Below are 24,666 nucleotides of genomic sequence, written 5' to 3'. Positions count from 1 at the left end.
CGTGCCTCGCACCGCTGAGCGCGCCACGGGCATCGTCCTGCTCACGCTCGCCTCGGGCCAGTTCGTCATGACGCTCGACAGCTCGGTCATGAACGTGTCGATCGCCCAGGTCGCGCAGGACGTGGGCACCACGGTCACCGGCATCCAGACCGCGATCACGCTCTACACGCTCGTCATGGCCACGCTCATGATCCCGGGCGGCAAGATCGGTGGGCTGATCGGGCGCCGTCGGGCGTTCGTCATCGGGTGCATCATCTACGCGTGCGGGTCCTTCACGACCGCCCTCGCACCGAACCTCGGGGTCCTGATCCTCGGCTGGTCCGTGCTCGAGGGGATCGGTGCGGCGCTCATCATGCCCGCGATCGTCGCGCTCGTCGCCTCCAACTTCGCGGCCCCCGACCGGCCGCGCGCGTACGGCCTGGTCGCGTCCGCGGGAGCCATCGCGGTCGCCGCCGGGCCGCTCGTGGGCGGGCTCGTCACGACCTACTGGACGTGGCGGTACGTGTTCGTCGGCGAGGTCGTGATCGTGGCCGTGATCCTGCTGCTCACACGCCGGATCGCCGACGCACCGCTCGGCCCCCGGTTCCGGCTCGACCTGGTCGGTGCGGCGCTGTCCGCGACCGGGCTCGGCATCGCGGTGTTCGGCGTGCTGCGCTCGGGGGAGTGGGGCTGGGTCCAGCCCCGGCCGGGTGGCCCGTCGTGGCTCGGGCTGTCCCCCACCATCTGGCTGATCCTCGCCGGGATGCTGGTCGTGCGGCTCTTCTTCGCGTGGGAGCACCGCATGGTCGCGGCGGGCAAGGACCCGCTCGTCCGGCCCGACATGCTGCGCAACGCCCAGCTCAACGGCGGGCTGACGATGTTCTTCTTCCAGTTCATGCTCCAGGCCGGGCTGTTCTTCACCGTGCCCCTGTACCTGTCGGTCGCGCTCGGCCTGTCCGCGCTCGACACCGGCATCCGGCTCCTGCCGCTGTCCGTGACGCTCCTGCTCGCAGCCGTCGGGATCCCGCGCTTCTTCCCTCACGCCTCGCCCCGCACCGTCGTGCGGTGGGGGGTGGGCGCGCTGCTCGCCGGGTTGGTGACCCTGCTCGCGGGGCTCGAGGTCGGCGCCGGGCCCGAGGTCGTCACGGTCCCCCTCGCCCTCGCGGGGCTCGGCGTCGGGGCACTGGCCTCACAGCTCGGTGCCGTGACCGTCTCGGCCGTGCCCGACGAGGAGAGCGGTGACGTCGGCGGGCTGCAGAACACCCTGACCAACCTGGGCGCCTCGCTCGGGACGGCGCTCGCAGGCTCGGTCCTCGTCGCGGGTCTCACGGCCACGTTCCTCCAGGGGATCGCGGACAACCCCGAGGTGCGGGCCGAGGTCGCCGCGACGGCCCAGGTCGAGCTCGCGGGCGGCATCCCGTTCCTCTCCGACGCGCAGGTCGAGGAGGCGCTCACGAGTGCCGGGCTGCCGCCCGACGAGGTCGCCGCGCTCACGGAGGAGAACGAGGCCGCGCGCATCACGGGACTGCGGGCGAGCATCGCCGTGCTCGCCCTCGTGGCGCTGACGGCGCTGTTCTTCGCACGCCTGATCCCGACCGTGCCCGCGGGTGGCCCGGCGGCCCCGAGGAAGGACTCGGACGCTCCCTCGGCTCAGGCGCCGTGACGCCCGCGCCTACTGCCAGACGCCGAGGATCGCGCCCATGACGGCGAGCGCGACCACGTCGTGCAGCCCGTCGATCAGGGTCAGCCGGGTCGGCAGGTGCGCGAACCCGTTGTGGATCACGTGGGTCCCGGCGCGGAACACCAGACCGACCAGCGCGCCGAACAGCATTCCTTCCCACGGCCCGTCGAGGCCGGTCGCGAGGATCAGCGCCCCCAGGAGGATCGCCGTGAGCAGCGAGGTGACGCCCGTGGCGGCGAACCGTGGCCCGGCGCCCGCGCTGCTGCTCATTTCCTCCTCGGTCAGCCCGACGAGGCTCGCCCACTGCCGGCCCAGCGCACCGGTCGAGTAGAACAGGAACCCGACGACGAACGTCGAGAGGGTGGCCACGAGCACGGCCCACCAGTTGAGGTCTCCGATCGCGTCCAGCCATGCCATGTCTCGCTCCTTCCGCGGGGTGCCCCTCGTGGGGCGTGCTGCCCGACGACGCAGCGCGCCACCGGTGTCAGGCCGACCGCCGGGGCGCTCGGCACGCCGGGCGGAGGCGTCGACGCTCAGGTCAGGACGAGGCGCCGAGGGGCGTCCGTGAGGGTCGGCACGGCTTCGACCGCGACGTCCCCACCGGTGGCCTCCATCCACCACGCGATGTTGCGCGCGTGCCGTGCGTAGTCGGACGCCGGGTCGGCGCTCAGCGCGAGCGCGAGGTCGGACAGCAGGACGTCGTCGACGTAGCCGTCCGCGAGCGGCACCCCGGCGAGCAGGCGCCGCGTCCCCTTGAACCGGGGCCTGTGCTTCCACCGCTTGACGGTGTTGAGCACGCGGTACGGCACCGGAGGCGTGAACCGGCCGACCAGCTCGGGCTCGTCACCGAGCTGGGCGAGGACCCGGTCCGGGCAGAACGTCAGCCCGCACGCCGCCGCCTGCCCCATCATCCACAGCAGGGCGACGTCGGACAGTCCCGACGAGACGGTACCCCCACCGACGTCGGAGTGGGCGCCCGGGAACCAGACCTGCTTGACGCCGCCCGGCCGGTCGTCGTCGGCCCGGACGTCCCACAGGCACGGCTCGAACGTGAGGCGGCGCTCGTCGATCGCGAGGGCCTGGCGCGCGCACTGGACCGCGCCCGAGAGGCGCACGTCGTGGAACCGGCTCCGGCGGCGGGTGACCCCCGGGACACCGAGGGCCCCCACGGTGTCGAACACACCGAGGAACGTGATGGGCACCTGCGGGTAGCAGTACCTCTCACGGTACGCCGAGACGCGGGCGCGGCGACCCGGCGAGTGGTCGCGGTACAGGGCCTCTGCCTGGGCCAGCAGGTTGCCGGAGCCGCGGTCGGCGAGCGCGTCCGCCATGAGCAGGCCGACGCTCGCGATCATCCCCACGACGCTGCGTGCGGTGTACGCGCCACGGCTGAACCCGAACGCGTACACCTCGTCGTCGGGCTCGTAGTTCAGCGCGAGGTCCCGGTAGCCCGCGACGACGTTGCGGCTGAGACCGTAGCCGAACGCCCCGCCCAGCAGCGCGTCGACCCGGTAGCCGCGGGCGCCGACCCCCTCGACCGAGAACACCATCTGCTGGACCCCGTCGGGCCCGATGCCCGTGTGGACCGACCGGGCGATCTTCTCGATGTTCGACACGCTCGCGCGGACCGGTGAGTTCCACGTGCCGTCGCAGCAGAGCACCAGGCGTTTCATGGCTCCTCCTCGAACCCTCCCGTCACCCTCGGCGGGCCGACCTGCGGTGAGCGTGACGCGCGCTCAGTGGTGCACGTGCGCCGGCACCCCCGTGGAGCCCTCGATCTCCGCCTCCGCGATGCCGAGCAGACGGTCCGCGAGCGCACGCAGCGCGCGAGCCGCAGCGACATGGTCGCCGATCGCCTCGATCTCCGTGTCGCCGGGGTCCTTGCGCGCCCTGCCCACGGCGTGGAGCTCGGACGGGACGTCGCCGACGAGGACCGCCTCCGCCGTCGTGCGCCCTGCGCTCTCGACGAGGCTCACCTGGACGTGCCAGGACTTCGCGTGCACCGGGACGGCGACCTCGTGCGCCTCGGCGCCCTCGACGGGCGCACGGACCATGGTGTCGGGTCCCGGGTAGACGAGCGTCCGTTCACCCGTGTCTGCCCACTCGACGAGGTACGGCGGTGACCCGTCCTCGTGCTGGACCTCGACGACCATGCCGTCGCGGACCGCGCCGCCGACGACCCCCGAGGCCCGGATGAGCCTGTCTCCGACCGTTGCCAACATGTCGCACCTCCTCGCTGAGGAACCTGCTTCCATGATGCGCGCCGCACGGCCCGCACGGAAGGGCGGCGGCCGCGCGGCTGGTCAGCGCAGGCGGCGCAGGAACTCCCGTGTCCGTCCGCGCTGCGGGTCGCCGAGGACCTGCTCGGGCGTGCCACGCTCGTGCACGCGTCCCTGGTGCAGGAAGCAGACCTCGTCCGCGACCTCGCGCGCGAAGCCCATCTCGTGGGTCGCGACGAGCATCGTCACGCCCTCGGCCCGCAGGCCCGCGAGCAGGTCGAGGACCTCGCCCACGAGCTCGGGGTCGAGCGCCGAGGTGACCTCGTCGAGCAGCAGCAGCTCGGGTCCCGAGACGAGCGCGCGGGCGATCGCGGCGCGCTGCTGCTCACCACCGCTGAGCTGGTCGGGGTAGGCCGTCATGCGGTGCGCGAGCCCGACGCGGCGCAGCATGGCCTCGGCCGCCGCCTCCGCCTCGGCTCGGCTGCGCCCGTGCACGAGGCGCGGCGCGAGGGTCACGTTGTCCATGACCTTCATGTGCGGGAACAGGTTGTACGACTGGAAGACCAGGCCCATGCGCGCCCGCACGGCGTTCGCGTCGAGGCGCGGGTCGGCGACGTCCTGCCCGTCGAGCAGGATCTCGCCGTCGTCGATCTCCTCCAGGAGGTTCACGACGCGCAGCAGCGTCGACTTGCCCGACCCGGACGCCCCGACGAGCACGACGCAGCGGTGCTCGTCGACGTCGAGGTCGATCCCGTCGAGCACGAGGCGCTCGCCGTACGTCTTGCGGATCCCCCGCAGGGACAGCAGGTGACTCATCGGATCGCCCCCGCGCCGCTCACGGTCGCGAGCGACCCGCGCCAGCCCTGTCGGGCCGAGTACACGTCGACGACACGCGTGAGCGGGATCGAGACCAGCAGGAACAGGACGCCCGCCACGACGTAGGGCGTGAAGTTGTAGCTGCCCGACGCCGCGATCTGCGCGGCCCGGATCGCGTCCACGGCGCCCAGGATCGAGATGAGCCCCGAGTCCTTCTGGAGCGAGACGAGGTTGCTCGCGAGCGGCGCGGTCACGTGCCGCACGGCCTGCGGCAGCACGACCTTGCGCGTCGTCTGCGCGCGCGTCAGCCCGAGCGAGCGCGCGGCCGAGACCTGCGAGGGGTGCACCGACTCGATCCCGGCCCGGAACACCTCGGCGAGGTACGCGGTGTACGTGAGGATGATCGCGAGCGCACCGAGGAACGCCCCCGACGTCGGGAGCCACTCGAGGCGCAGCGCCGGCAGGCCGAACCCGACGAGCAGCAGCACGAGCAGCAGCGGCACCCCGCGGAACACGTCGACGTACGCGACCGCGAACGCACGCAGCGGGAACAGCGCCGGGATGCGGCTCGTGCGGATCACGGCGAGCGTCATCCCGAGCACCATCCCGACGACCGACGCCACGACCCACACCCGCAGGTTGAGCCACAGCCCCTCGGCGATCGCGGGCAGCGAGTCCCAGGCGCTCTGCGGGGAGAAGAACGCGTCGCGCGTGCGCTCCCACCCGGGGGCAGTCGTCACCACGACGTACAGGACCGCGACCACGACCACGGTCGAGAGCGTGGACACCCACGCTGCCCGACGGCGCCGCGCACGCCGGTAGGAGTCCCTCGCCACCGCGAGCGCGGACGGGGTCCAGCCCGCGCTCGCGGGGTGAGCGTCGCCGTCGGGCCTGCGGTCCTCGGGCGGTGCGACGCCCGACGCGCCCCCGCTCACCTCAGCCCAGCTCGGGGATGTCGTCCGACTTGAGCCACGTGGTGCGCAGCTCGGCGAGGGTGCCGTCCTCCTCGAGCGCGTCGACCGCGGCCGAGACGCAGCCGGTGAGCACCGACCCCAGGTCCAGGACCAGGCCGTACTGCTCGACCGTGCCCTGGTCCGGCAGGGTGCCGATGACCACGGAGTCGGGGAAGTACTCGGTCGAGGCCGCGACACCCTGGTCGACGTCCATGACCATGACGTCGACCGTGCCCGACTGCAGGGCCGTCATACCGTCGCCCGCACCGTTGAAGGGGACGATGTCCGCGTCGTCGCCGAACGCGGCCTTCGCGAGCGTGAGGCTCGTCTGGGCGGCCGTGACACCGATGCGCAGGTCCTTGAGCTCGTCGAGCGTCGTGGCCCCCGCGTACGGGCCCGCCTCCTGCACGATCACGCCCTGGCGCGTCGTGAGGTACGGGCTGGAGAAGTCGACGGCCTTGCGGCGCTCGTCCGAGATGGACGTCTGCCACGCGGCGAAGTCGAACTCCTTGATGCTGGGGCTGACGATCTGCTCGAACGTCACGAGCTCCCACTCGACGTCGTCCGCGGAGTACCCCAGGCGGTCGGCGACCTCGTAGACGAGCGCGGACTCGAAGCCCTCGCCGCTGTCGTGCTCGCCGATGTACCAGGGCGAGTAGGCCTCGCCCGCGGCGACCGTGAGCTTGCCGTCGGTGCGGGTGGGCAGGGCGCCCGGCTCGCACGTGGGCGTCGCGCCGGCCGAGCCGGCGTCGTTCGAGGAGTCGTCGGCGGAGCAGCCCGCGAGGAGCAGGGCGGTCGAGACGGCTGCGACGGGCAGCACGGCGTTCAGGCGGCGCATGAGGACCTTCCAGGGTCAGGAGGGTGAACGAGGCGGCTCCGGACAGCCGCGGGTGACGCGTGCTGCCGGGACTCGCCGGAGGTCGACTCTACGCCGGTCCCACGCGGTGAGACAGGGGCGGGACGCACGGTGAGACGGTGGGTCGCGTCACACCGTCGCGCCGTCGCTCAGTCCTCGGGGAGGTGGAGGGCGTCGAGACGCCCCTCGGTGTCGAGCGACTCCAGGATCGAGCGCGCGATCTGGTCGAGCTGGTCGACCTGCTCCGGGGTGAGGCGGTCGATGATGTGCTCGCGCACCGTGCCGACGTGGCCCGGGGCCGTCGCGACGACCTTGTCCCAACCGGCGTCGGTCAGGACCGCGTTCGTGGCCCGGCGGTCCTCGGGGCAGGGCGTGCGCTCGACGTAGCCGCGGCCCTCGAGGCGCTTCACGACGTGCGACAGGCGCGGCAGGGTCGCGTTGGTCTTGTGCGCGAGGTCGGTCATGCGCAGCGTGCGGTCCGGCTCCTCGGAGAGCATCGCGAGCACGAGGTACTCGAAGTGGGTGAGCTGCGCGTCGCGCTGGAGCTGGGTGTCGAGCACGCCGGGGAGAAGCTCGGAGACGGCCTGGAGGCGTATCCAGGTCCGCAGCTCGCGGGGGGAGAGCCATCGCACGCCTTCTCTTTGTAGCGGGGGCAGGATTTGAACCTGCGACCTCTGGGTTATGAGCCCAGCGAGCTACCGAGCTGCTCCACCCCGCGTCGGTGAACACCACTCTACGCGACCTTTCAGCCCGTCCGTGACCAGGGCACCTTCTCTTTGTAGCGGGGGCAGGATTTGAACCTGCGACCTCTGGGTTATGAGCCCAGCGAGCTACCGAGCTGCTCCACCCCGCGTCGGTGAACACCACCTTACGGGACCGGGGCCGGGGCGCCAAATCGGGCAGTCCTCACACGTCAGGAGCGGTGCGGAGCGACGATGCAGACCCCGAAGCGGAACACACGCTCCTCCCCCGGTGCGAGCCGGACGTCCTGCGCGCAGTCCTCGCGGTTGAACGCGTTCGTCATGCTCTCGACGGGTTCGAGCGCGATCGACGCCCGCGCCCGCTCGCTCAGCCCGTCGCCGGTATACACGTGCATGTTGCCGCGCTCCTGCCACAGTTCGATGCCCGCACCGGTCGACGGGTCGAGGACGCGTGTGCGAGCGCGCCCGTCCGCGTCGGTCACGAGGTCGGTGAACGCGGTGTCGAGGCAGGTCTCGGCAAGCGCCACCGGCCCGACGGCGTCACGCACCACCCGGGCCGCCTCGCCGTGGAGCGGAAGCAGCGTCGCGTCGGTCGCGACCGTCGCACGGGCGGGCACGTCCAGCTCCAGGCCGTCGATCGTGTCGTGACCGGGGATGCGGAAGTAGGGGTGCCAACCGGCTGTGACGGGTGCCGCGTGCCGGCCGGCGTTGCGGTAGGTCCAGGTCACGACGAGCGTGCGCTCGGTGAGCTCGAAGCGGATCCGGGTCTCGAGGTCGAACGGGTATCCGGTGACGTCGGCGCCCCGGATCTCGGTCACGAGGGTCAGGGCCGCGACCTCTGGTTCGCCTGCCCCGCTCGCGCCATCCGCACCCTCGGCGCCGTGCAGGGCTACCCCCTCCTCCGACACGACCTCCCAGTCGAGCACGCGGGCGAACCCGTGCATGGTCTGGGTCTCCCCCGGGGCGACGGGCGGGACGTGGTGCGTGACGCCGTCGAACACGTACTTGCCGCCCGCGATGCGGTTCGCGAACGGGAACATCAGGCCGGACCGGGTCGCGTCCTGGGCGAGGAGCGCCTGCTCGGTCGCGTACCCGTCGAGGAGGTCGACGACGTCGTGCGACGCCGAGGAAGGCTCGGTCCATGGCGCCCGCCAGGCGAGGACCGTCGCGCCACGAAGGGCGACGACGAGCTCGGCTCCGGAGGGGTGGACGAGGGTGACCGTCGGCAGTGCGCCGAGCGTTCCCTCGACGATGTAAGCGTTGCTGCAAACGGTTGCACTGGTCATGAGGCCCCATGTTCGTCTGCTGCACGACAAATGACAAACCCACCCGCCGGCGGTGACCTTCCAGGTCGCCGAAGGTGACGCGCCTGACCACCGACGGTGACCACCCTGATCGCCGAGGGTGACCGGCTCACCCGTCGACGGTGACACCCTCGGCGAGGCAGCGCGTCACCGTCGGCGGAGTCACGCGTCACCGTCGGCGGAGTCACGCGTCACCGTCGGCGGAGTCACGCGTCACCCTCGGCGGGTGGGAGCGTCACCCTCGGCGGGTGGGAGCGTCACCCTCGGCAGGCGGGAGCGTCACCCTCGGCGGGTGGTGAGACGACGGACGCCGCCCCCGACCCTCAGGTCAGGAGCGGCGTCCGTCGTCTCTCCGCACTCACCCCCGGGGGTGGCCGGTCATCCCCGTGTCACGGGGTCTCGGTGCCCAGCGACTCCTCGGCGGCGATCGCCGACTCGAGCGCGGCCTGCAGCCGTTCCTGCGACTCGCCGTAGGCGGCGAAGTCACCCTCGGCGAGTGCCGCCTGACCGTCCTGGATCGCCTGGTTGGCGGCCTGGAGCGCCTGGTCGAGCTGGGCGCGTGCCTCGGGGTTCTCCGTACCGGTGCCGGGTGCGGGGGTTCCCGTGCCGGGGTCGGTGCCCGGGTCCGTGGTGCCCTCGTCCGGAGGCGTGACCGTCTCGTCCGTCGGGATCTCGGGCAGGACCTCTCCGCCGGCGTCGCCGGCGTTGGCACCCGACTCGCCTCCGAAGACCTGGTTGAGGGCCTCGTCGAGCGTGTCGGCGAACCCGACCTGGTCACCGAAGCTGACCAGCACCTTGCGCAGCAGCGGGAACTTGGTGCCCTCGGACGCCTGCACGTACACGGGCTGCACGTACAGCAGCCCGCCACCCACGGGGAGCGTGAGCAGGTTGCCGTGGATCACGGTCGAGTTGCCGCGGCTGAGGATGTTCAGCTCGTTGGACACCGTGGGGTCCGAGTCGAACGTGTTCTGCACCTGGCCCGGTCCGGGGACCGTCGCGTTGCGTGGCAGCTCGAGGAGCCTGAGCTTGCCGTACGACTCGGCCTTCACGCCGGCGGTGCTCCCCGCCTCGGCGTCGACCGCGAGGAACCCGGTGAGGATCTCTCGGTCCGAGTTGCCACCAGGGATGAACGTCGTCATGAGCGAGAACGCGGGGTTCTCCTGACCGGGCATCTGCAGCGTCAGGTAGTACGGCGGCTGGTAGGGCTTGGTGCCGGTGCCGCGGACGGTGGGGTCGCGCGGGACGTTCCAGAAGTCCTGACCGGAGAAGAACTCGCGGGCGTCGTCGACGTGGTAGCTCGTGAGCAGCGCACGCTGGACCTTGAACATGTCCTCGGGGTAGCGCAGGTGGCTCATGAGGTCGCCGCTGATCTCGGAGATCGGCTTGAGCGACGTCGGGAAGACGTTGTCCCACGCCTGCAGGATCGGGTCCTCGGTGTCCCACGCGTAGAGGTCGACCGACCCGTCGTAGGCGTCGACCGTGGCCTTGACCGAGTTGCGGATGTAGTTGACCTGCTGCGGCGCGAGCGCCGCGACCGACTGCGAGTTGACCGTCAGGGTGTCCTGCGTCGCCTCGTCGAGCGGGCGCGACGCCGAGTACGGGTAGGAGTTGGTCGTCGTGTAGCCGTCGACGATCCACTTGACCCGGCCGTCCACGACTGCGGGGTAGACCTTGCCGTCGAGCGTCAGGTATGGGGCAACCTTGGCGACACGGTCACGCGGGGACCGGTCGTACAGGATCTGCGAGTCGGTCGTCACACGGTCCGAGAACAGGATCTGCTCGGAGCCGAACTTCAGGGCGTAGAGCAGCTTGGTGCCGAACGAGCCGACGCTGGGGCCTGCGACGGCCCCGTCCTCGGCGCCGAACGTGTTGTTGACCTGGCCGCCCGCCTCGTCGTCCGGGTAGTCGAACTCCCAGGGCTTGGTGCCCTCGGGGGCGCCGACGATCGAGTACTGGGTCGAGTCCGGGCTGAAGTAGATGCGCGGCTCGTACTCGGGCAGGGATCCCACCGACGGGATGTCGCCCTCGTAGAACGCGGGCTGGCCGCCCGGGCCGATCTGGTTGCCGTACGCGGCGACGACGCCGTAGCCGTGCGTGTACACGGTGTGGTCGTTGACCCAGTTGCGCTGGCTCGCGCCAAGACCGGCCAGGTTGAGCTCGCGCACCGCGATCACGGTGTCACGGCTCTGGCCGTCGATCATGTACCGGTCGACCGAGAGGGTCTCCTGGAAGTTGTAGTACTGCTTGTTCTGCTGGAGCTGGCGGAACGTCGGGCTGACGATCTGCGGGTCGAGCAGGCGGATCGACGCCGTGGTGTCGGCGTCGGCGCGCAGTGCCCCGGCCTCGGCCTGGGTCTTCGCGTCGTAGTTCGACGCCTCGACCCCGTCGAGCCCGAACGCGGTCTTGGTCGCGTCGATGTTCCGCTGGATGTACTCGGCCTCGAACTCCTGCGCGTTCGGGTTGACCTGGAAGCGCTGGACGACTGCGGGGTAGATCCCGCCGATCGCGATCGCGGAGACGACCATGAGTCCCACGCCGATGGCGGGCAGACGCCAGTTGCCGCGGACCGCGGTCGCCACGAACAGCAGCGCGACGAGGATCGCGACGCCCGTGAGGATCGCCTTGGACGGGATGACGGCGTTGACGTCGGCGTACGAGGCGCCGTCGAACTTGTCACCCGTCGTGGTCAGGAGCGAGTACCGGTCGAGCCAGTAGTTGGCACCGATGAGCAGCATGAGGACCGCGGCGGTGACCGAGAGCTGCACGCGAGCGGCCTTGGTCGTGCGCGGGCCGCTGCCCGCGCCGCCACCGATGCGCACCCCGCCGTACAGGTAGTGGGTCGCCAGGGCGCCGATGCCCGCGATGATGACTGCGGCCATGAGGAAGCCCACGGCGAAGCGCAGCACGGGCAGCGTGAAGACGAAGAACGAGATGTCCAGACCCCACTGGGGGTCCCTGGTGCCGAACGGCACCGAGTTCAGCGCCAGGAGCACCGTGCTCCACTGCGAGGAGGCCGCCGCACCGGCGAAGAAGCCGATGAGCGCGGGGCCGGCGATCGTCACGACCTTGCGCAGCGGCTCGATCGCCTCGCGGTACTGGTCGAGCGTGGCCTGCTCGGGCGTCGAGGGCGCGTAGATGGGGCGCGACCTGTAGGCGAGCGACAGCGACAGGAAGACGAGTCCGCCCATCACGAGGAATCCGCCGACGAACAGCGCCGCACGGGTCCCCCACTCGGTCCACAGGACACCTTCGAAGCCCAGCTGGGTGAACCAGAGGACCTCGGTCCAGAACTGCGCGAGCAGGAACAGCAGGAGGACGAGGGCAGCCACGACGGCAACGGCGATGCCGAGCGGGCTGCGTCGTCTGCGGGAGCCGGCCTCGGACCCCGAAGGGCGTCGTGGCGCTGCGGCGAATGACACGGTGGGCTTACCTCTTTGCGTTCGGTCGAGCGTCAGGTCGTCAGGCGTCGGTTCCTGTCCGCGCCGGGCCCACGACCACCGGATTCACCGGCGGTCCACGGTCTCGACAGGGTCAGGCCACAGGCCGTCCATCTCGTCAACGGCCCACAGCGGTTCCAGGTTCCCACACGTACCTGGCCCCGACCTGCCGACTGCGCCGACGCCGTCGGGCCTGAGATGCTGTGGACATGGCAGACACCTCCTCCCCCGCGCCCGACCAGCCCTCACCGGGCACGTCGCAGGCCGACACGGGCGTCCCCGACGACGCGCCCGCCCCCATCGTCCCCCTCGCGCAGCTCGCGCTCGCCGACGCCGTGCGCGACGTCGAGGCGCACGTCGCGGCCGACGGCTGGGACGCTCCCCCGCGCGTGTTCGCGCTCGTCCGCACGGCCGACGCGATGGCCGCCGACCCGGGCCTGGCGGACCGTCTCCCGCCCGAGGTCGTGACCGCGGCGCGCGGCATCCCGGACCACCTGGTCTCGGTCGAGCAGGAGGGCCTGCCCGACGTCGAGACGCTCGAGGACCTGCTCGCGGGGATCTCGTGGCCCGGCACGGTCGACGGCGCCGCGATCGTCGCCGAGCGCGTCGTCCTGCCCCCGTCGGCCGAGGAGGGACTGCCCACCGACCCGGCAGCGGCCCTCGCCTACCTGTCGTCGCACCCGGACCGCCAGGACGTGCGCCTCGCGGTCGGTGTCCTGCGTGACGGCACCCCGTGGTGCGCGGTGCGCACGCGCGCGAACGACGACGGCGACGCCGTCGCGTTCGGCCCGGACCTGGTGCCGGGTCTGATCGAGGGGCTGCGCGCGACGTTCGAGTGACCGTCAGGTGTCCGCCGTGGCGACCGTCCGGGTGGCCGACCGGGTGGCCGTCCGGGCGGTCGCCCAGGGCAGGGCGAGACCGCGTGGGCAGCGTGCGCGTCGTGGGTGCGAGGGGGACGGGCGCCTCCTGTGCTCAGCGGCCCGGCACGTCCCGCCGGGCCGCCGGGCACCGGCTCACGTGCACGTCGGCAGGCTCGCGCCCTCGCCCGCGCCGATCGCGACCATCGCGTCGCGGGCCTCGTCGAGCGTCGAGACCTTGACGACGTCCAGCCCCTCGGGCACGTTGCCCACGACCTCGTCGCAGTTCGACTCGGGGGCGAGGAACCACGTGGCCCCGTCACGCTTGGCACCGTAGAGCTTCTGCTGGATGCCGCCGATGGGCCCGACGTTCCCCTCGACGCTCATGGTCCCGGTCCCGGCGATCACGGCGCCGTTCGCCTCGTCCTCGGGCGTGAGCCGGTCGATGATCCCGAGCGCGAACATGGTCCCCGCACTGGGACCGCCGATGTCCTCGATCTGGATCGAGACGTCGACCGGCAGGTCGAAGGCCGGGTCGATGAAGACCCCGAGGATCGCCTTGCCGTCGGCCTCCTGGGTCGTGATCGTCAGGTCGACGGCTTCGCCCGCGCGCTCGACCCCGAGCACGACGTCGTCGCCCGGCGTGACGGTCGCGAGCTCGTCGATGAGGTCCTGGTAGGTGACGACGTCGGTGCCGTTCACGGTCGTGATGACGTCCCCGGTCTCGACGACCCCGTCCGCCCCGGTGTCCTGCGCGGCGCCCTGGATCGTGAGGGTCGCGGGCACGTCGTAGCCCAGCTCGGTCAGCGCCGCGACGGTCGCCGTCTCCTGCGAGGAGAGCATCTCCTGCTGGCTCTCCTGCTCGCTCTGCTCCTGGGTCACGTCGCGCGGGAACGTCTCCTCGACGGGGCGCACCGAGCGCGACCTCTCGGCCCACCCCTCGACGACCTGGACGAGGTTCGCCGGGTAGCCGGGCCCGCCCGCGACCGAGACGGTGGTGAGCAGCAGCTCGCCCGTCGAGTCGTACGTCTCGGCGCCCTCGATCGTGATGAGGTCCTGGTCGTTCTGCGCACCGAGCGTGTCCTGCGTGGGTCCCGGCGAGCGCACGACGTACGGCGCGGGCATGACGGCGAGGCCCGCGACCAGGAGGGTCGTGGCCAGGACGGAGATGCCGAGCGTGAGCGAGCGTCGCGTCACGGGCGGGGGCGTGTAGTCCTCGTCCGGCGCAGGGCCGAACGGGTCGCCGGCACCTGCGGGCTCGTACGGTTCGCGGGAGAGCGGTTCTGTCACGCCGCTATCATCCCCGAGATTCCTGGACGTTCGCTGGCGGTCCGCCGCGAGCCCGCTGCTCGCTGCCCGACGGCGCCGCTCACCACAGGCCTGCGGGTGCGGCCCGCGCACGGGCCGGGGAGCACGCGAGGTGACCTCACGACGCGCGGCGACTCACCGCCGTCGGGCCTGACGCCAGATCGCCGCGGTACCCAGGAGCGCGACCGCGGCGCCCGCCGCGCCGAGCGCGGCCGCGTCCCGCCCGCCCACGCGTCGCCCACCGAGCGCGACCCGCCCCCGGACCCCCTCCATGAGGGCGTCGACGCTCCGGGCGCTCGACCAGGCGGGCTCCCAGCCCGCGGCGTGCAGGCCACGGGCCGTGACCGTCCACGGGTGGACCACGTAGGCCAGGTCGCTCGCGGGCGACGGCAGCACGCCCACGCGGTGCAGGCGCTCGGCGGCACCGAACGCGGTCGCGGCGGGCAGGGTCACGTTCGCGAGCCCGGTGCGCTCGACGAGCTCGGCCGGGGTCACGACGTCGGGCTCACCGTCGACGAGCGCCCCGACCGTGAACGTCCCCGACAACCCCTGGGCGACGACGACGCCGACGGCCGACGCCAGGTCGTCCGTGTGCAGGAGCTGCCAGGGGCGGTCGCTGCCCTTGACGGTCAGGAGCCGCGGCGCCTCGAAGTGACGGGTCAGGATCGTGTCGACGCCGGGACCGACGACCATCGCGGGACGCAGGACCGCGAGACGGACAGCCGGCCCCGTCGGAGACTCGGCCGACGCGGCAGCGAGGCCCTCGACCAGGGCGTCCTCGAACGCCACCAGGTCCGCGACGAAACCCGCGGCGTCGGGCGAGACGGGGTCGTCGTCCTCGATGACCGCGCGGTCGGCGCTCGCACCGTGGACGGTCGCCGACGTGACGGCGACGAGCTGCTCGACCCCGTGCCGCACGGCTGCCCGTGCCACACGCACGGCCTGGTCGACCAGGTGCGTGCGCCTCGACTCCCCTTTGGCGGCCCTGACACCGAACTCCCCGGCGGGCGCGACGACCACGAGCGTCCGCACCCCCTCGATCCACGGGGCCGACAGGTCGTTGGGCTCGACCGGCGCCTTCTGCGGTCCTCGTCCCCCGAACGCGGCACGCAGGAGCTCGGCGACGCGCCCTTCGCCCACCACGACGGCCACGGCGTCCGCGCCGGAGCCGCCCTCCCGAGGGCCGGGCTGGTCGCCGGCGTCCACGACCCGAGCGTCGGCGGCGCTGCGCCGTGAGCGAACCGTGCCCTCCGACATGCCTCGACCCCCCTCGTCCGTCCTCGAATGTGGTTACGGTGATTCCTGACGCTATCCCGAGGAGACCCCGATGAGCAGCCAACCGCCCGACGAGTTCGCCTCCGGTGCGGGCGACCAGCCCGACGCGCAGTGGGAAGAGCTCCTGCGCTCCATGTTCGGCGCGGACGCCGACGAGGCCCTGCGCGAGCTGCGCGCCCGCGGCCTCGACCCGGCCGCCCTCGCCGCGGGCAGCGGCCTCAGCAGCGACCCTGCCACCATGAAGCACGTCCTCGCCCAGGTGCAGCGGCTCCTCGCGACCTCGGGCGACGGACCGGTCAACACGGACGTCGCGCACGACGTCGCCCGCCAGGTCGCGGTCGCCGAGGGCGACCCGTCGCTGACGCCCGCGCAGGTCCGCTCGGCGACCGAGGCCCTGTCGGTGGCCGAGCTGTGGCTCGACGCCGTCACGGACCTGCCGCCCGCCGGCGGCAAGCGCTACGCCTGGAGCCGGTCCGAGTGGGTCGAGAAGACCCTGCCCGCCTGGAACGCTCTCGCAGCGCCCGTCGCCTCCTCGGTCGCCGACGCACTCTCGACCGTGCTGCGCGACCAGCTCCCTGGTGGGGGCGAGGGGCCCGACGCCGGGTTCGGCATCCCCGGGCTCCCTGCGGGGGCGCTCGGGATGGACGTCGACCCCGCGCAGATGATGCGCCGCCTCGGCTCCGCCGTGTTCGGCATGCAGATCGGCCAGGCCACAGGGACCATGTCCCGCGAGGTCTTCGGGGTCACGGACATCGGGCTCCCGCTGCTCGAGGAGCCCGCGACGGCGCTCCTGCCCACCAACGTCGCCGCGTTCGCCGACGGCCTCGACGCCCCCGTCGAGGAGGTCCGCCTCTTCCTGGCCCTGCGCGAGGCGGCGCACGCCCGCCTCTTCACGCACGTGAGCTGGCTCCGGGCACACCTGCTCGGGCTCGTCGAGGCGTACGCCCGCGGCATCACGATCGACCTGGACGCGCTCGAGTCCCAGCTCTCGGACATCGACGTCACGGACACCGGCGCGCTCCAGCGTGCGCTGTCCGGCGGCGTGTTCGGCCTGCAGAACACCGACGAGCAGAAGGCCACCCTGCTGCGCCTGGAGACCGCCCTCGCCCTGGTCGAGGGCTGGGTCGACGAGGTCAGCGCGCAGGCGGCCCTCCCCCACCTCCCGCACGCCGTCCCGTTGCGGGAGATGCTCCGGCGTCGGCGCGCGGCCGGCGGCCCCGCCGAGCAGATCTTCTCGACGCTCGTGGGACTGGAGCTGCGGCCGCGCCGCTCGCGCGACGCCGCGACGCTGTGGGCGCTCATCGCGGCACAGGGCGGCCCCGGCGCCCGGGACGAGGTGTGGGACCACCCGGACCTGCTGCCCAGCCCGCTCGACCTCGACGACCCGGCCGGCTACCAGGCGCGGCGCACCGAGGTCGCCGAGGAGCAGAGCGAGCTCGACAAGGCGCTCGCCGACATCTTCAGCGAGGCCGAGGACTCGACGGGCAGCCCGGGGCCCGCCGGGTCGACAGGGCCTGCCGACTCGGCGGGTCCGACCGACGACACGGAGAACGAGCCGGACGGCTCGCCGCGCGACTGACCGTGCCCGACGACTGACGGTCCCCCCGCGACTAGCGTGCGGGCTCTCGCTCGGGGCCCGGCACGACCCGCCTGGCCGGCACGGCGTGCCGGTCGGGCGTCGGGTTCGTCGGGGGATCCTCGGGCGGGCCCGCCGGGCCCCCCGTCGGCATCGTGGGGTGGGCCTCGATCTCGACGTGGGGCGGGGCGTCCTCGACGTCGTCGGGGGCCTCGGGCCCCTCGGCGGGCCCGCCGTCGCGGCTGAACGAGACCCCCTCGAGGAACCCCTTGGCCCGTTCCGTCCGCGGGTACGCCTCGAGCAGCGCCCAGAAGCCCGGCCCGTGCCCGGCGTGCAGCAGGTGGGCGAGCTCGTGGAGCAGCACGTAGTCGAGCACCCACTCGGGCATGCCCTGGACCCGCGTCGAGATGCGGATGCTGCCGTCGATCAGGGTGCACGACCCCCAGCGGCGTCCCTGGTTGCTCGACCAGCGCACGCTCGTGGGGTGCGCCCTGCCGTCGAGGTACTTGGTGGACAGCTCGGCCGCACGGGCGACCAGCTCGTCGTCGGAGGGCCTGCGGCGCCGTTCCTTGTCGGCGAGCCGGTCCAGCATGCGCTGCACCCACTCGCGTTCCTGGGCGCGCGTGAACCGCGCGGGGATGGACACGATTGTGCGGTTCCCGTCGCGATAGGCGCTGACCGTGCTCTTGCGTCGACGGCTCCGGCGTACCTCGACGTACGTCTCGGCGCTCTTCGCGGCGCCCGGCTCGGCTTCGTAGGCCACGGCACAGACCGTAGTGGGTCCGCGTGACATATGCCATAGACCACGCCGACGCTCGGCCCGCTGGCGTGCGTGGAATCGTCGAGAACTGGTCAAGGCTTGGCGAGGAGACCCGGCTTGTGGAGAACCCCGGCTGCCGCTCTCCCGACGTCAGACTGGACCGGCAGGTCCCTGCACCAGCCGAGGAGAAGCCATGGACGACGCCCCCCTCTTCCCTGTCCGCCTCCGACCCGGGACCGTCGTGCTTCGCCGGGACCACGGAGTGCTCCAGTACGGCACCGACGAGCGGTGGAGCGTGCTCCTCAGCGGTCTCGACGACCACGAGACCGCCTGGCTCCTCGACCACCACCGGTCGGGACGCCCCCTCCTGCACGCACCAGGCGCCCGGTACACGGTCACGCCCGAGCGCCAACGGGCGATCGTGCGTCACCTGCACGAGGCGCTCCTCGTCGTCGGGCCACCCGACGAGAACCTCCACGGGGTCGTCGCGCCCGCGCACGGCCGCGCCGACACCCCGACCCTCGCGCTGCTGCGCCCCGACGGGAGCGGCCGGGCGACCATGGCCCACCGCGCGCAGGCGACCGTCGGTGTCGGAGGGCTGGGCAGGTTGGGGCTCGGGATCGCGGTCGTGCTCGCCACGGCGGGCGTGGGCACGCTCCTGCTCGACGACGCCGCGCCGGTCCAGGCGACCGACGTCGGGCTCGGCGGGTACCGGCCACGAGACGTCGGTCGACACCGAGGAGACGCGGCCGGGCGCGTGCTGACCGACCTCGCACCCGAGGTACGCAGCCGCCAGGTCGCCGCGTCGCGGTGGGTGTCACCGTCCGAGACGCGACCCGACGTCGCGGTCGTGGTCGAGCACCGCGTGCTGCGCCCCGAGCGCTACGGGCGGCTCACGGGCGACGGGACCTCGCACCTACCGGTCGTGGTGCGGGAGGCGGACGTGGTGGTCGGACCGTTCGTCCGACCGGGAAGGACGCCGTGCGTCCGGTGCGTCGAGGGGCATCGCGCCGACCTCGACCCGCAGTGGCCGCAGCTCGCGGACCAGCTACGAGATCCTCAGCGGGAGGTCCTCGACGTCGAGGAGACCACGCTGGCAGCCGTCGGCGCGGCGATCGCCGCGAGCCAGGTGCTCGCGCACCTCGACGGGCTGACACCCCGCGCAGCCACGGCCTGCATCGAGATCGCTGTTCCCGATGCCGTGCCGAGGCTGCGCGAGGTGGTGAGCCACCCGCGGTGCGGGTGCTCGGACCTGACGGTCGCGGCAGCCACGTCAGGCCGCCGATGACGCGGAGACGGAGCCCTCCGCCTCACGGGCGGCGGCGCGAGCCGCCTCCTCCGCCTGACGGGCGAGGACCTCGGCCTTGCTCGGCCGACCACGCCCTCGCTTGCGGGCGACGACGGCTCCGTCGACGAAGACCTCGCCGCCCCAGACGCCCCAGGGCTCCTGACGCTCGATCGCGCCGGCCAGGCAACCGGCGACGAGCGGGCAGGCCTGGCACAGGGCCTTGGCCTGCTCGACCTGCGTCGACTGCTCGGCGAACCAGAGCTCGGGGTCGTTCGTGCGGCAGGGCAGCAGCCCGGCGAGGAGCCGGTCGAACTCGGCCGCGTCCGAGGAACCGAGGGGGGTGGTGAGGGGTTGGTGGGGAGTCCAGGGGCCGGATCCGCCCTGGGCAGTGATGTTGTCGAGCAGCGCGGTGAGCCGCACGATGTCCTCCAGTGATGTCCTGATCTGCGTGTGAACTTCTTTGTCACAGGACCCGCAGGTGGCCGTGGCGTCCAGGGATGGTGGACGGCCGACCGGGAAGACGATCGCATTCGGAGAAACACGAAGGCCGCGGGTCCAGGTGGACTCCGCGGCCTGAGAATGGGTGTGCCGGTGACTAGACCGGCGACGTCCTCAGTGCGGAGTCGGGAACGGGGCGGATGACGAGGGATCCGCCGCGCCGTGCGCGGTTGATCGGATCGGCCGACACATGTGTCGGGCTCGCCGTCAGGATCTGCTTCACCAAGCCCACCTCCCATCTCCGTCGAACGCCCGCCTCTCGGCGCGCGTCTCTCCTACAAGGACTCCTGAACCATATGCCGCCCCCGGAAGGACGCACAACTTATTTAACGGACTTCTTCCGACGAGTTTCCTCGTGCCCCGAAGAAGCCCGGGATCACACCGGAATCAGCCTGCAGAACGGGCCACGATGTCCAGCAGCGTCGCGCCGTACCTCTCGATCTTGGCCGGACCGATCCCGTTGATCCTCGCCAGGTCGGGCACCGAGGCCGGCCGGGTCTCGGCGATGGCCGCGAGCGTGCCGTCGACCAGGATCGTGAACGCCGGCTTGTCCGTCTCCTGCGCGACCGACAGCCGCCACTCGCGCAGCTGCTCGAACAGCGCCTGGTCGTACTCGCCCGTGAGCTGGACCTTGTTCTGGTTCGCGCGGCTACGACGCGGGGCGCGCGTCTGCTCGTCGTCGGGCCACAGGCCGTCGAGGAATCGCGTGCGACGACGCGACGCACGCCCGCCGGGGTTGCGCGAGCGCCCGAACGACACCTGCAGGTGCTCGCGCGCACGCGTGATGCCCACGTACAGCAGGCGACGCTCCTCGGCCACCGCCTCGTCCGTCTCCGCGAGCGAGATGGGCATGAGGCCCTCGCTCATCCCCGCGAGGAAGACCGCGTCCCACTCGAGCCCCTTAGCGGCGTGCAGCGACGCGAGCGTGACGCCCTCGACCGTGGGGGCGTGCTGGGCCGAGGCACGCTCGTCGAGCTCCGCGACGAACGAGACCACCGTGGGAGGCGCGTCCTGCGGCGCGACGCGCGCGACGTCGTCGGCCAGGGCGACCAGTGCCTGCATGGACTCCCACCGCTCGCGCGCCGCACCACGCGCCGACGGCGGCTCGTTCGCCCAGCCCGCCGTGATCAGGACGTCCCGGACCGTCTCCGGCATGGGGACCTGCGGGTCCGCGGACCGGGCCGCGCCGCGCAGCAGCACGATCGCGTCCCGGACCTCCTTGCGCTGGAAGAAGCGCTCGCCACCCCGCACGAGGTAGGCGATGCCGGCGTCCGCGAGCGCCTGCTCGAACCCCTCCGACTGGGCGTTGGTGCGGTAGAGGATCGCGATCTCGCTCGCACGCGTCCCCGCGGCCAGGAGTCTGCCGATCTGCGCGGCGATGCCCTTGGCCTCGGCCTCGTCGTCGTCGTACGCGACGTACGCGACAGGCGGACCGGACGGCCGCTGGGCGACCAGCTCGAGCGCCTGGTGCGCTCCCCCGCGGCGCCCCGCGCGTGCCAGGAGCTGGTTCGCGAGCGTCACGACCTGGGGCGTGGACCGGTAGTCCCGCACGAGTTTCACGACCTGGGCCCCCGGGTACTTCTTCGGGAACGTGAGCAGGTGGTGAGGCGTGGCGCCCGTGAACGAGTAGATGGTCTGCGACGGGTCGCCGACCACGCACAGCTCCTTGCGCCCGCCCAGCCACTGGTCGAGCACGAACTGCTGGAGCGGTGACACGTCCTGGTACTCGTCGACCACGAAGTGGCGGTACTGGCGGCGCACCTCGTCGGCCATGGCCCCCTGCGACGAGAGCATGTCGCCGAGCATGAGCAGGACGTCCTCGAAGTCGATGACCGAACGCTCGGTCTTGACCTCCTCGTACGACGCGATGAGACGCGCGACGGTCTGGTGGTCGTAGCCCGCGGGCGCCGGGCGGTCGATCGCTGCGCACGCCTTCACGTAGTCGTCCGCCGTGACGAGCGAGACCTTGGACCACTCGACCTCGGACGACAGGTCGCGGACCGCGATCCGGTCCACGCCGAGCCCCAGCCGGCGCGCTGCCTCACCGACGACGGGAGCCTTGTACTCGAGGATGCGCGGTGGCGCGCCACCCACGACCTTGGGCCAGAAATAGCTGAGCTGACGCAGGGCCGCGGCGTGGAACGTCCGGGCCTGCACGCCCGTGGCCCCCAGCTCGCGCAGCCGCGTGCGCATCTCGCCCGCGGCGCGCGCCGTGAACGTCACGGCCAGGACGCTCGTGGGCGTGTACACGCCCGTGCGCACGCCGTACGCGATGCGGTGCGTGATGGCTCGCGTCTTCCCGGTCCCCGCGCCGGCGAGCACGCAGACAGGCCCGTGCAGCGCGAGGGCGACGTCGCGCTGGTCGGGGTCGAGGGCTTCGAGGATCTGGTCCGCTGACTCGTTCGGCATCACGTCGATTCTCTCAGCCCCCGCCCACACCGGCCGCCACCCTCCACAGGACCGGACGTTCCGTGCGTCGCACCGCACGTGACCCCGGGAACAACCCGCCGCGCACGGGCGTTGGCCACGACGGCAGCGCCCAGGTCTCGCACCCCGGCCTGCCGGCCCGTGCGCACGGCCGGGCCCCGCGAACGAAGGAGCACCGATGGCCACGGCCCCGACCACCCCCGACGCCGGATCGATCGTCATGTACTCGACGACCTGGTGCGGCTACTGCCGTCGCCTGAAGACCCAGCTCGACTCGGCGGGCATCGGGTACACCGAGGTCAACATCGAGGAGCACCCCGCGAGCGCCGCGTACGTCGAGCAGGTCAACGGCGGCAACCAGACGGTCCCGACCGTGGTCTTCCCGGACGGCACCGCGGCGACCAACCCGTCGCTCGCCCAGGTCAAGGAGCGCCTCGCGGCCTGACGGCGGTGAGCCGGTCCGCCGGTCCGCCGGTCCGCCGAGGTAGAGGGCTGCCGTCGAGGTAGAGGGTCCCGGCCCTCTATCTCGGCGGTAGCCCTCTACCTCGTGGGCGACCGGCGTACCTCACTCCCCCGTGAGCGGGCCCCCGAACCACTCCTCGACGAGCGCCCGCGCGATCGACGAACGGCTCGGCAGCCTCACGTCCCCGCTCTCCGTGGCCTGGGCGAGCTCTGCGCGGGTGAACCAGCGCGCGTCGGTGACCTCCTCGCCGTCGGGCCGGATGTCCGTCGTGAGCGCCGTGGCCGTGAAGCCCAGCATGAGCGAGGCCGGGAACGGCCACGGCTGGCTCGCCCGGTAGACGACCTCCCCGACCGTGACGCCGACCTCCTCCGCGACCTCGCGCCGCACGGCCTGCTCGAGCCCCTCGCCCGGCTCGACGTAGCCCGCGAGCGTCGAGAAGCGCCCCTCGGGCCAGTGGGCCGCGTGGCCCAGCAGGAGCCGGTCCTCGCCCGGGCCCGTCCCCGGGTCGACGACCGCCATGATGACCGCCGGGTCCGTGCGCGGGTAGTGCTCGACGTCCTGCGCGACGCAGCGCCGCACCCAGCCCGCCGCGACCGGCACGGTCGGCTCGCCGCAGCGCGGGCAGCGCTCGTTGGCCGCGTGCCAGGCGGCGAGCGCGACGGCCTCGGTCGCCAGGCCCGTGTCACGGGGACCGAGGCGCGCGGCGAGCTCGCGCAGCCCCGCCCACTCGTGCGCGCGCACCAGGACCGACAGCGGCCCCTTGGGGTCCACGCCCTCGATGTCGAGGTCGAGGTCGTCCGCGTCGTCGGGCAGGAGGAGAGCCAGGAAGGACGTGCCCGACGGCGCATCCTCGCCCAGGAAGACCCAGCGCGGCGTGTTGCTGTGATCACCCGAGGCCACGTGCGGCTCGGGGACGGCCGCGACCTCCTGCGGCGTCGCGAGCGCGAGCCCGTCCGGGCCGGTCGCGAGACGACCGCGGTGCAGCAGCACCACGCGCGTCGACGGGTCGGCACGGAGCCTCGCGAACAGGCCCTCCTCGGTGCGGCGGTGCGCCGCCCGGTCGAGCATCGAGTGCGCGAGCGGGAGGTGCGCGGCGAACGCATCGGGAGAAGCGCTCGAGACGGCGGGGCCCGTTGCGGGCGTCGCGGCGGGGGCTGGATCGGGGGCGGGATCGGCGGGGTGCGGTACGGCAGGCGAGGTGTGGTCGGTCACCCGTCGACCGTAGGTCACGCGAGCCGTGCGCGGCACGCGGCACGTCCAGCACGCGGACACGCCACCGCCCCGGTGACGGCGCCCGCCCCGCACCGACTACCGTGGTCGCGTGCCACGCTCACCGCTCAACCTCGCCGCGCTCGCGACCGCGGCCGTCCCCGGCCTCGACGTCCGGTCCGTGCGGCCGTCCGAAGCGACGGGCGACGACGACGTCGCGATCGTCACCGACAGCGGCGGACAGGAATGGGTCGTCCGCGCGCCCCGCACCCTCGCGGCCGGCGCTGCCCTCGAGGCCGAGACCGCGCTCCTGGACTCGCTGCGCCACTACGTGACGACGGGCGTCCTGTCCTTCACCGTGCCCGACGTCCTGGGCTACGCGCTGCTCCCCGAGGGCGGGCGCGCCGTCGTGCACCACCGGTACGGCGGGGTGCCCCTCGACCTCGACACGCTGCGCCCCGGCCCCGGGCTCGCCGCGGACCTGGGGCGCGTCCTCGCCGCGGTGCACGAGCTCCCGCACTCGGTCGTCGAGAACGCGGGCCTGCCCGTCTACACGGCCGCCGAGTACCGCGACCGGCGCCTCGCCGAGGTCGACGAGGCCGCCAAGACCGGCCGGGTGCCCGCCCGGCTCCTGCGCCGCTGGGAGGCCGCGCTCGAGGACGTGTCGCTGTGGAAGTACCAGCCCGTCGTCGTGCACGGCGACCTCGGCACCGAGCAGGTGCTCGTCGCGCGCGGACGCGTCGTCGCCATCACCGACTGGGCCGAGGCGCGCGTCGCCGACCCGGCCGACGACCTCGCCTGGCTGCTCGTCGCGGCCCCGCCCGAGGCGATCGACTCGATCATGGAGGCCTACCAGCTCCGCCGCACCGAGCTCACCGACCCCCACCTGACCGACCGGGCGCTGCTCGCGGGCGAGCTCGCGCTGGCCCGCTGGCTGCTGCACGGCGTGCGGCACGGGCTCCAGGACGTGATCGACGACGCGGTCGACATGCTGATCGACCTCGACGAGGCGACGAGCGGGGAGAACGAGGGGTAGCAGGCAGTCTCCGGCCAGCCGTC

Annotated in this window: 21 protein-coding genes, 2 tRNA genes and 1 pseudogene; 6 read left to right on the top strand and 18 right to left on the bottom strand. The window is 72.8% G+C overall.

Annotation, left to right across the window (positions count from 1 at the left end):
- Position 1 precedes the first annotated feature (1 nt).
- Positions 2-1,642, top strand: a complete 1,641-nt coding sequence (locus tag IE95_RS0106185; protein WP_051702809.1) for an MFS transporter — start codon at positions 2-4, stop codon at positions 1,640-1,642.
- A gap of 9 nt (positions 1,643-1,651) precedes the next feature.
- On the opposite strand, the gene IE95_RS0106180 is transcribed toward IE95_RS0106185, so the two are convergent.
- The 11 genes from IE95_RS0106180 to IE95_RS0106130 form a co-directional block, all read right to left on the bottom strand.
- Positions 1,652-2,077 (bottom strand): DUF1761 domain-containing protein, encoded by a 426-nt coding sequence (locus IE95_RS0106180; protein ID WP_030150765.1) that lies wholly within the window; start codon positions 2,075-2,077, stop codon positions 1,652-1,654.
- A 116-nt stretch (positions 2,078-2,193) separates the two neighbouring features.
- Entirely contained in the window at positions 2,194-3,333 is a 1,140-nt protein-coding gene (locus IE95_RS0106175; protein ID WP_036571232.1) for a DUF2235 domain-containing protein, read from the bottom strand.
- A 63-nt stretch (positions 3,334-3,396) separates the two neighbouring features.
- Entirely contained in the window at positions 3,397-3,882 is a 486-nt protein-coding gene (locus tag IE95_RS0106170; protein ID WP_030150763.1) for a dsRBD fold-containing protein, read from the bottom strand.
- An 81-nt stretch (positions 3,883-3,963) separates the two neighbouring features.
- Positions 3,964-4,695 carry an amino acid ABC transporter ATP-binding protein gene (locus IE95_RS0106165; RefSeq protein ID WP_030150762.1) on the bottom strand — a complete coding sequence of 244 codons (732 nt, stop codon included), beginning with the start codon at positions 4,693-4,695 and terminating at the stop codon, positions 3,964-3,966.
- Complete coding sequence (locus IE95_RS0106160) at positions 4,692-5,630, bottom strand: amino acid ABC transporter permease (RefSeq protein ID WP_084689883.1); 939 nt, start codon at positions 5,628-5,630, stop codon at positions 4,692-4,694. Before IE95_RS0106160 ends, IE95_RS0106165 begins: the two co-directional genes overlap by 4 nt.
- 1 nt (position 5,631) lies before the next feature.
- The gene (locus tag IE95_RS0106155) at positions 5,632-6,486 is read right to left on the bottom strand and encodes an ABC transporter substrate-binding protein (protein WP_030150760.1); all 855 of its coding nucleotides are present in this window, start codon (positions 6,484-6,486) and stop codon (positions 5,632-5,634) included.
- 167 nt (positions 6,487-6,653) lie between these two features.
- The gene (locus tag IE95_RS0106150; RefSeq protein WP_030150759.1) at positions 6,654-7,136 is read right to left on the bottom strand and encodes a MarR family winged helix-turn-helix transcriptional regulator; all 483 of its coding nucleotides are present in this window, start codon (positions 7,134-7,136) and stop codon (positions 6,654-6,656) included.
- A gap of 12 nt (positions 7,137-7,148) precedes the next feature.
- Positions 7,149-7,222: transfer RNA gene (locus tag IE95_RS0106145), tRNA-Met, on the bottom strand.
- Positions 7,223-7,283: 61 nt separating this feature from the next.
- Positions 7,284-7,357: transfer RNA gene (locus IE95_RS0106140), tRNA-Met, on the bottom strand.
- A 60-nt stretch (positions 7,358-7,417) separates the two neighbouring features.
- Entirely contained in the window at positions 7,418-8,491 is a 1,074-nt protein-coding gene (locus IE95_RS0106135; protein ID WP_030150758.1) for an aldose 1-epimerase, read from the bottom strand.
- Between the two features lie 407 nt (positions 8,492-8,898).
- The gene (locus tag IE95_RS0106130; RefSeq protein WP_030150757.1) at positions 8,899-11,928 is read right to left on the bottom strand and encodes a UPF0182 family membrane protein; all 3,030 of its coding nucleotides are present in this window, start codon (positions 11,926-11,928) and stop codon (positions 8,899-8,901) included.
- A gap of 227 nt (positions 11,929-12,155) precedes the next feature.
- Between IE95_RS0106130 and IE95_RS0106125 the strand changes: the two genes are divergently transcribed.
- Complete coding sequence (locus tag IE95_RS0106125; RefSeq protein ID WP_240666207.1) at positions 12,156-12,785, top strand: PPA1309 family protein; 630 nt, start codon at positions 12,156-12,158, stop codon at positions 12,783-12,785.
- A 174-nt stretch (positions 12,786-12,959) separates the two neighbouring features.
- On the opposite strand, the gene IE95_RS0106120 is transcribed toward IE95_RS0106125, so the two are convergent.
- Positions 12,960-14,093, bottom strand: coding sequence for a YlbL family protein (locus IE95_RS0106120; RefSeq protein WP_030150755.1), 1,134 nt, complete (start codon positions 14,091-14,093; stop codon positions 12,960-12,962).
- A gap of 153 nt (positions 14,094-14,246) precedes the next feature.
- Positions 14,247-15,317: a Rossmann-fold NAD(P)-binding domain-containing protein gene (locus IE95_RS0106115; protein WP_129429407.1), complete on the bottom strand. Its 1,071-nt coding sequence runs from the start codon at positions 15,315-15,317 to the stop codon at positions 14,247-14,249.
- A gap of 121 nt (positions 15,318-15,438) precedes the next feature.
- On the opposite strand from IE95_RS0106115, the gene IE95_RS0106110 reads away from it, so the two are divergent.
- Positions 15,439-16,965 (top strand): zinc-dependent metalloprotease, encoded by a 1,527-nt coding sequence (locus IE95_RS0106110; protein WP_051702807.1) that lies wholly within the window; start codon positions 15,439-15,441, stop codon positions 16,963-16,965.
- A gap of 196 nt (positions 16,966-17,161) precedes the next feature.
- On the opposite strand, the pseudogene IE95_RS0106105 reads toward IE95_RS0106110, so the two are convergent.
- Positions 17,162-17,755, bottom strand: a pseudogene (locus IE95_RS0106105) (SprT-like domain-containing protein); the annotation flags it as partial.
- Positions 17,756-17,915: 160 nt separating this feature from the next.
- Here IE95_RS0106105 and IE95_RS0106100 point away from each other — a divergent pair.
- Positions 17,916-19,010: a ThiF family adenylyltransferase gene (locus tag IE95_RS0106100; protein WP_030150751.1), complete on the top strand. Its 1,095-nt coding sequence runs from the start codon at positions 17,916-17,918 to the stop codon at positions 19,008-19,010.
- Here IE95_RS0106100 and IE95_RS0106095 read toward each other — a convergent pair.
- The 3 genes from IE95_RS0106095 to IE95_RS0106090 form a co-directional block, all read right to left on the bottom strand.
- Positions 18,996-19,430, bottom strand: a complete 435-nt coding sequence (locus tag IE95_RS0106095) for a WhiB family transcriptional regulator (protein ID WP_030150750.1) — start codon at positions 19,428-19,430, stop codon at positions 18,996-18,998. The two genes, IE95_RS0106100 and IE95_RS0106095, sit on opposite strands and share 15 nt — an antisense overlap.
- Before the next feature lie 175 nt (positions 19,431-19,605).
- Entirely contained in the window at positions 19,606-19,731 is a 126-nt protein-coding gene (locus IE95_RS21245) for a hypothetical protein (RefSeq protein WP_275588966.1), read from the bottom strand.
- Between the two features lie 164 nt (positions 19,732-19,895).
- On the bottom strand, positions 19,896-21,917 hold the full coding sequence (locus IE95_RS0106090) for an ATP-dependent DNA helicase UvrD2 (protein WP_030150749.1): 2,022 nt from the start codon (positions 21,915-21,917) through the stop codon (positions 19,896-19,898).
- Between the two features lie 196 nt (positions 21,918-22,113).
- On the opposite strand from IE95_RS0106090, the gene IE95_RS0106085 reads away from it, so the two are divergent.
- On the top strand, positions 22,114-22,380 hold the full coding sequence (locus IE95_RS0106085; protein WP_030150748.1) for a mycoredoxin: 267 nt from the start codon (positions 22,114-22,116) through the stop codon (positions 22,378-22,380).
- Positions 22,381-22,500: 120 nt separating this feature from the next.
- Here the strand turns inward: IE95_RS0106085 and nudC are convergent, their stop codons facing one another.
- A complete protein-coding gene (gene nudC, locus IE95_RS0106080; RefSeq protein ID WP_240666206.1) occupies positions 22,501-23,610 on the bottom strand; it encodes an NAD(+) diphosphatase in 1,110 nt (369 codons plus the stop codon).
- Between the two features lie 109 nt (positions 23,611-23,719).
- Here nudC and IE95_RS0106075 point away from each other — a divergent pair, with 109 nt between their 5' ends.
- On the top strand, positions 23,720-24,643 hold the full coding sequence (locus tag IE95_RS0106075) for a phosphotransferase (protein WP_030150746.1): 924 nt from the start codon (positions 23,720-23,722) through the stop codon (positions 24,641-24,643).
- Positions 24,644-24,666: the final 23 nt, after the last annotated feature.

Source organism: Oerskovia turbata (assembly GCF_000718325.1).
GTDB classification, from domain to species: Bacteria; Actinomycetota; Actinomycetes; order Actinomycetales; family Cellulomonadaceae; genus Oerskovia; species Oerskovia turbata.
The sequence above is the reverse complement of the archived record's forward strand: the minus strand, read 5'-3'. Positions and strand labels throughout refer to the sequence as shown.

Excerpts from the sequence above, each read along its gene's own strand:
- IE95_RS0106090 (WP_030150749.1), bottom strand. The coding sequence starts at position 21,917 with ATGCCGAACGAGTCAGCGGACCAGATCCTCGAAGCCCTCGACCCCGAC.
- IE95_RS0106180 (WP_030150765.1), bottom strand. The coding sequence starts at position 2,077 with ATGGCATGGCTGGACGCGATCGGAGACCTCAACTGGTGGGCCGTGCTC.
- IE95_RS0106170 (WP_030150763.1), bottom strand. The coding sequence starts at position 3,882 with ATGTTGGCAACGGTCGGAGACAGGCTCATCCGGGCCTCGGGGGTCGTC.
- IE95_RS0106165 (WP_030150762.1), bottom strand. The coding sequence starts at position 4,695 with ATGAGTCACCTGCTGTCCCTGCGGGGGATCCGCAAGACGTACGGCGAG.
- IE95_RS0106175 (WP_036571232.1), bottom strand. The coding sequence starts at position 3,333 with ATGAAACGCCTGGTGCTCTGCTGCGACGGCACGTGGAACTCACCGGTC.
- IE95_RS0106155 (WP_030150760.1), bottom strand. The coding sequence starts at position 6,486 with ATGCGCCGCCTGAACGCCGTGCTGCCCGTCGCAGCCGTCTCGACCGCC.
- IE95_RS0106110 (WP_051702807.1), top strand. The coding sequence starts at position 15,439 with ATGAGCAGCCAACCGCCCGACGAGTTCGCCTCCGGTGCGGGCGACCAG.
- IE95_RS0106100 (WP_030150751.1), top strand. The coding sequence starts at position 17,916 with ATGGACGACGCCCCCCTCTTCCCTGTCCGCCTCCGACCCGGGACCGTC.
- IE95_RS0106085 (WP_030150748.1), top strand. The coding sequence starts at position 22,114 with ATGGCCACGGCCCCGACCACCCCCGACGCCGGATCGATCGTCATGTAC.
- IE95_RS0106125 (WP_240666207.1), top strand. The coding sequence starts at position 12,156 with ATGGCAGACACCTCCTCCCCCGCGCCCGACCAGCCCTCACCGGGCACG.
- IE95_RS0106135 (WP_030150758.1), bottom strand. The coding sequence starts at position 8,491 with ATGACCAGTGCAACCGTTTGCAGCAACGCTTACATCGTCGAGGGAACG.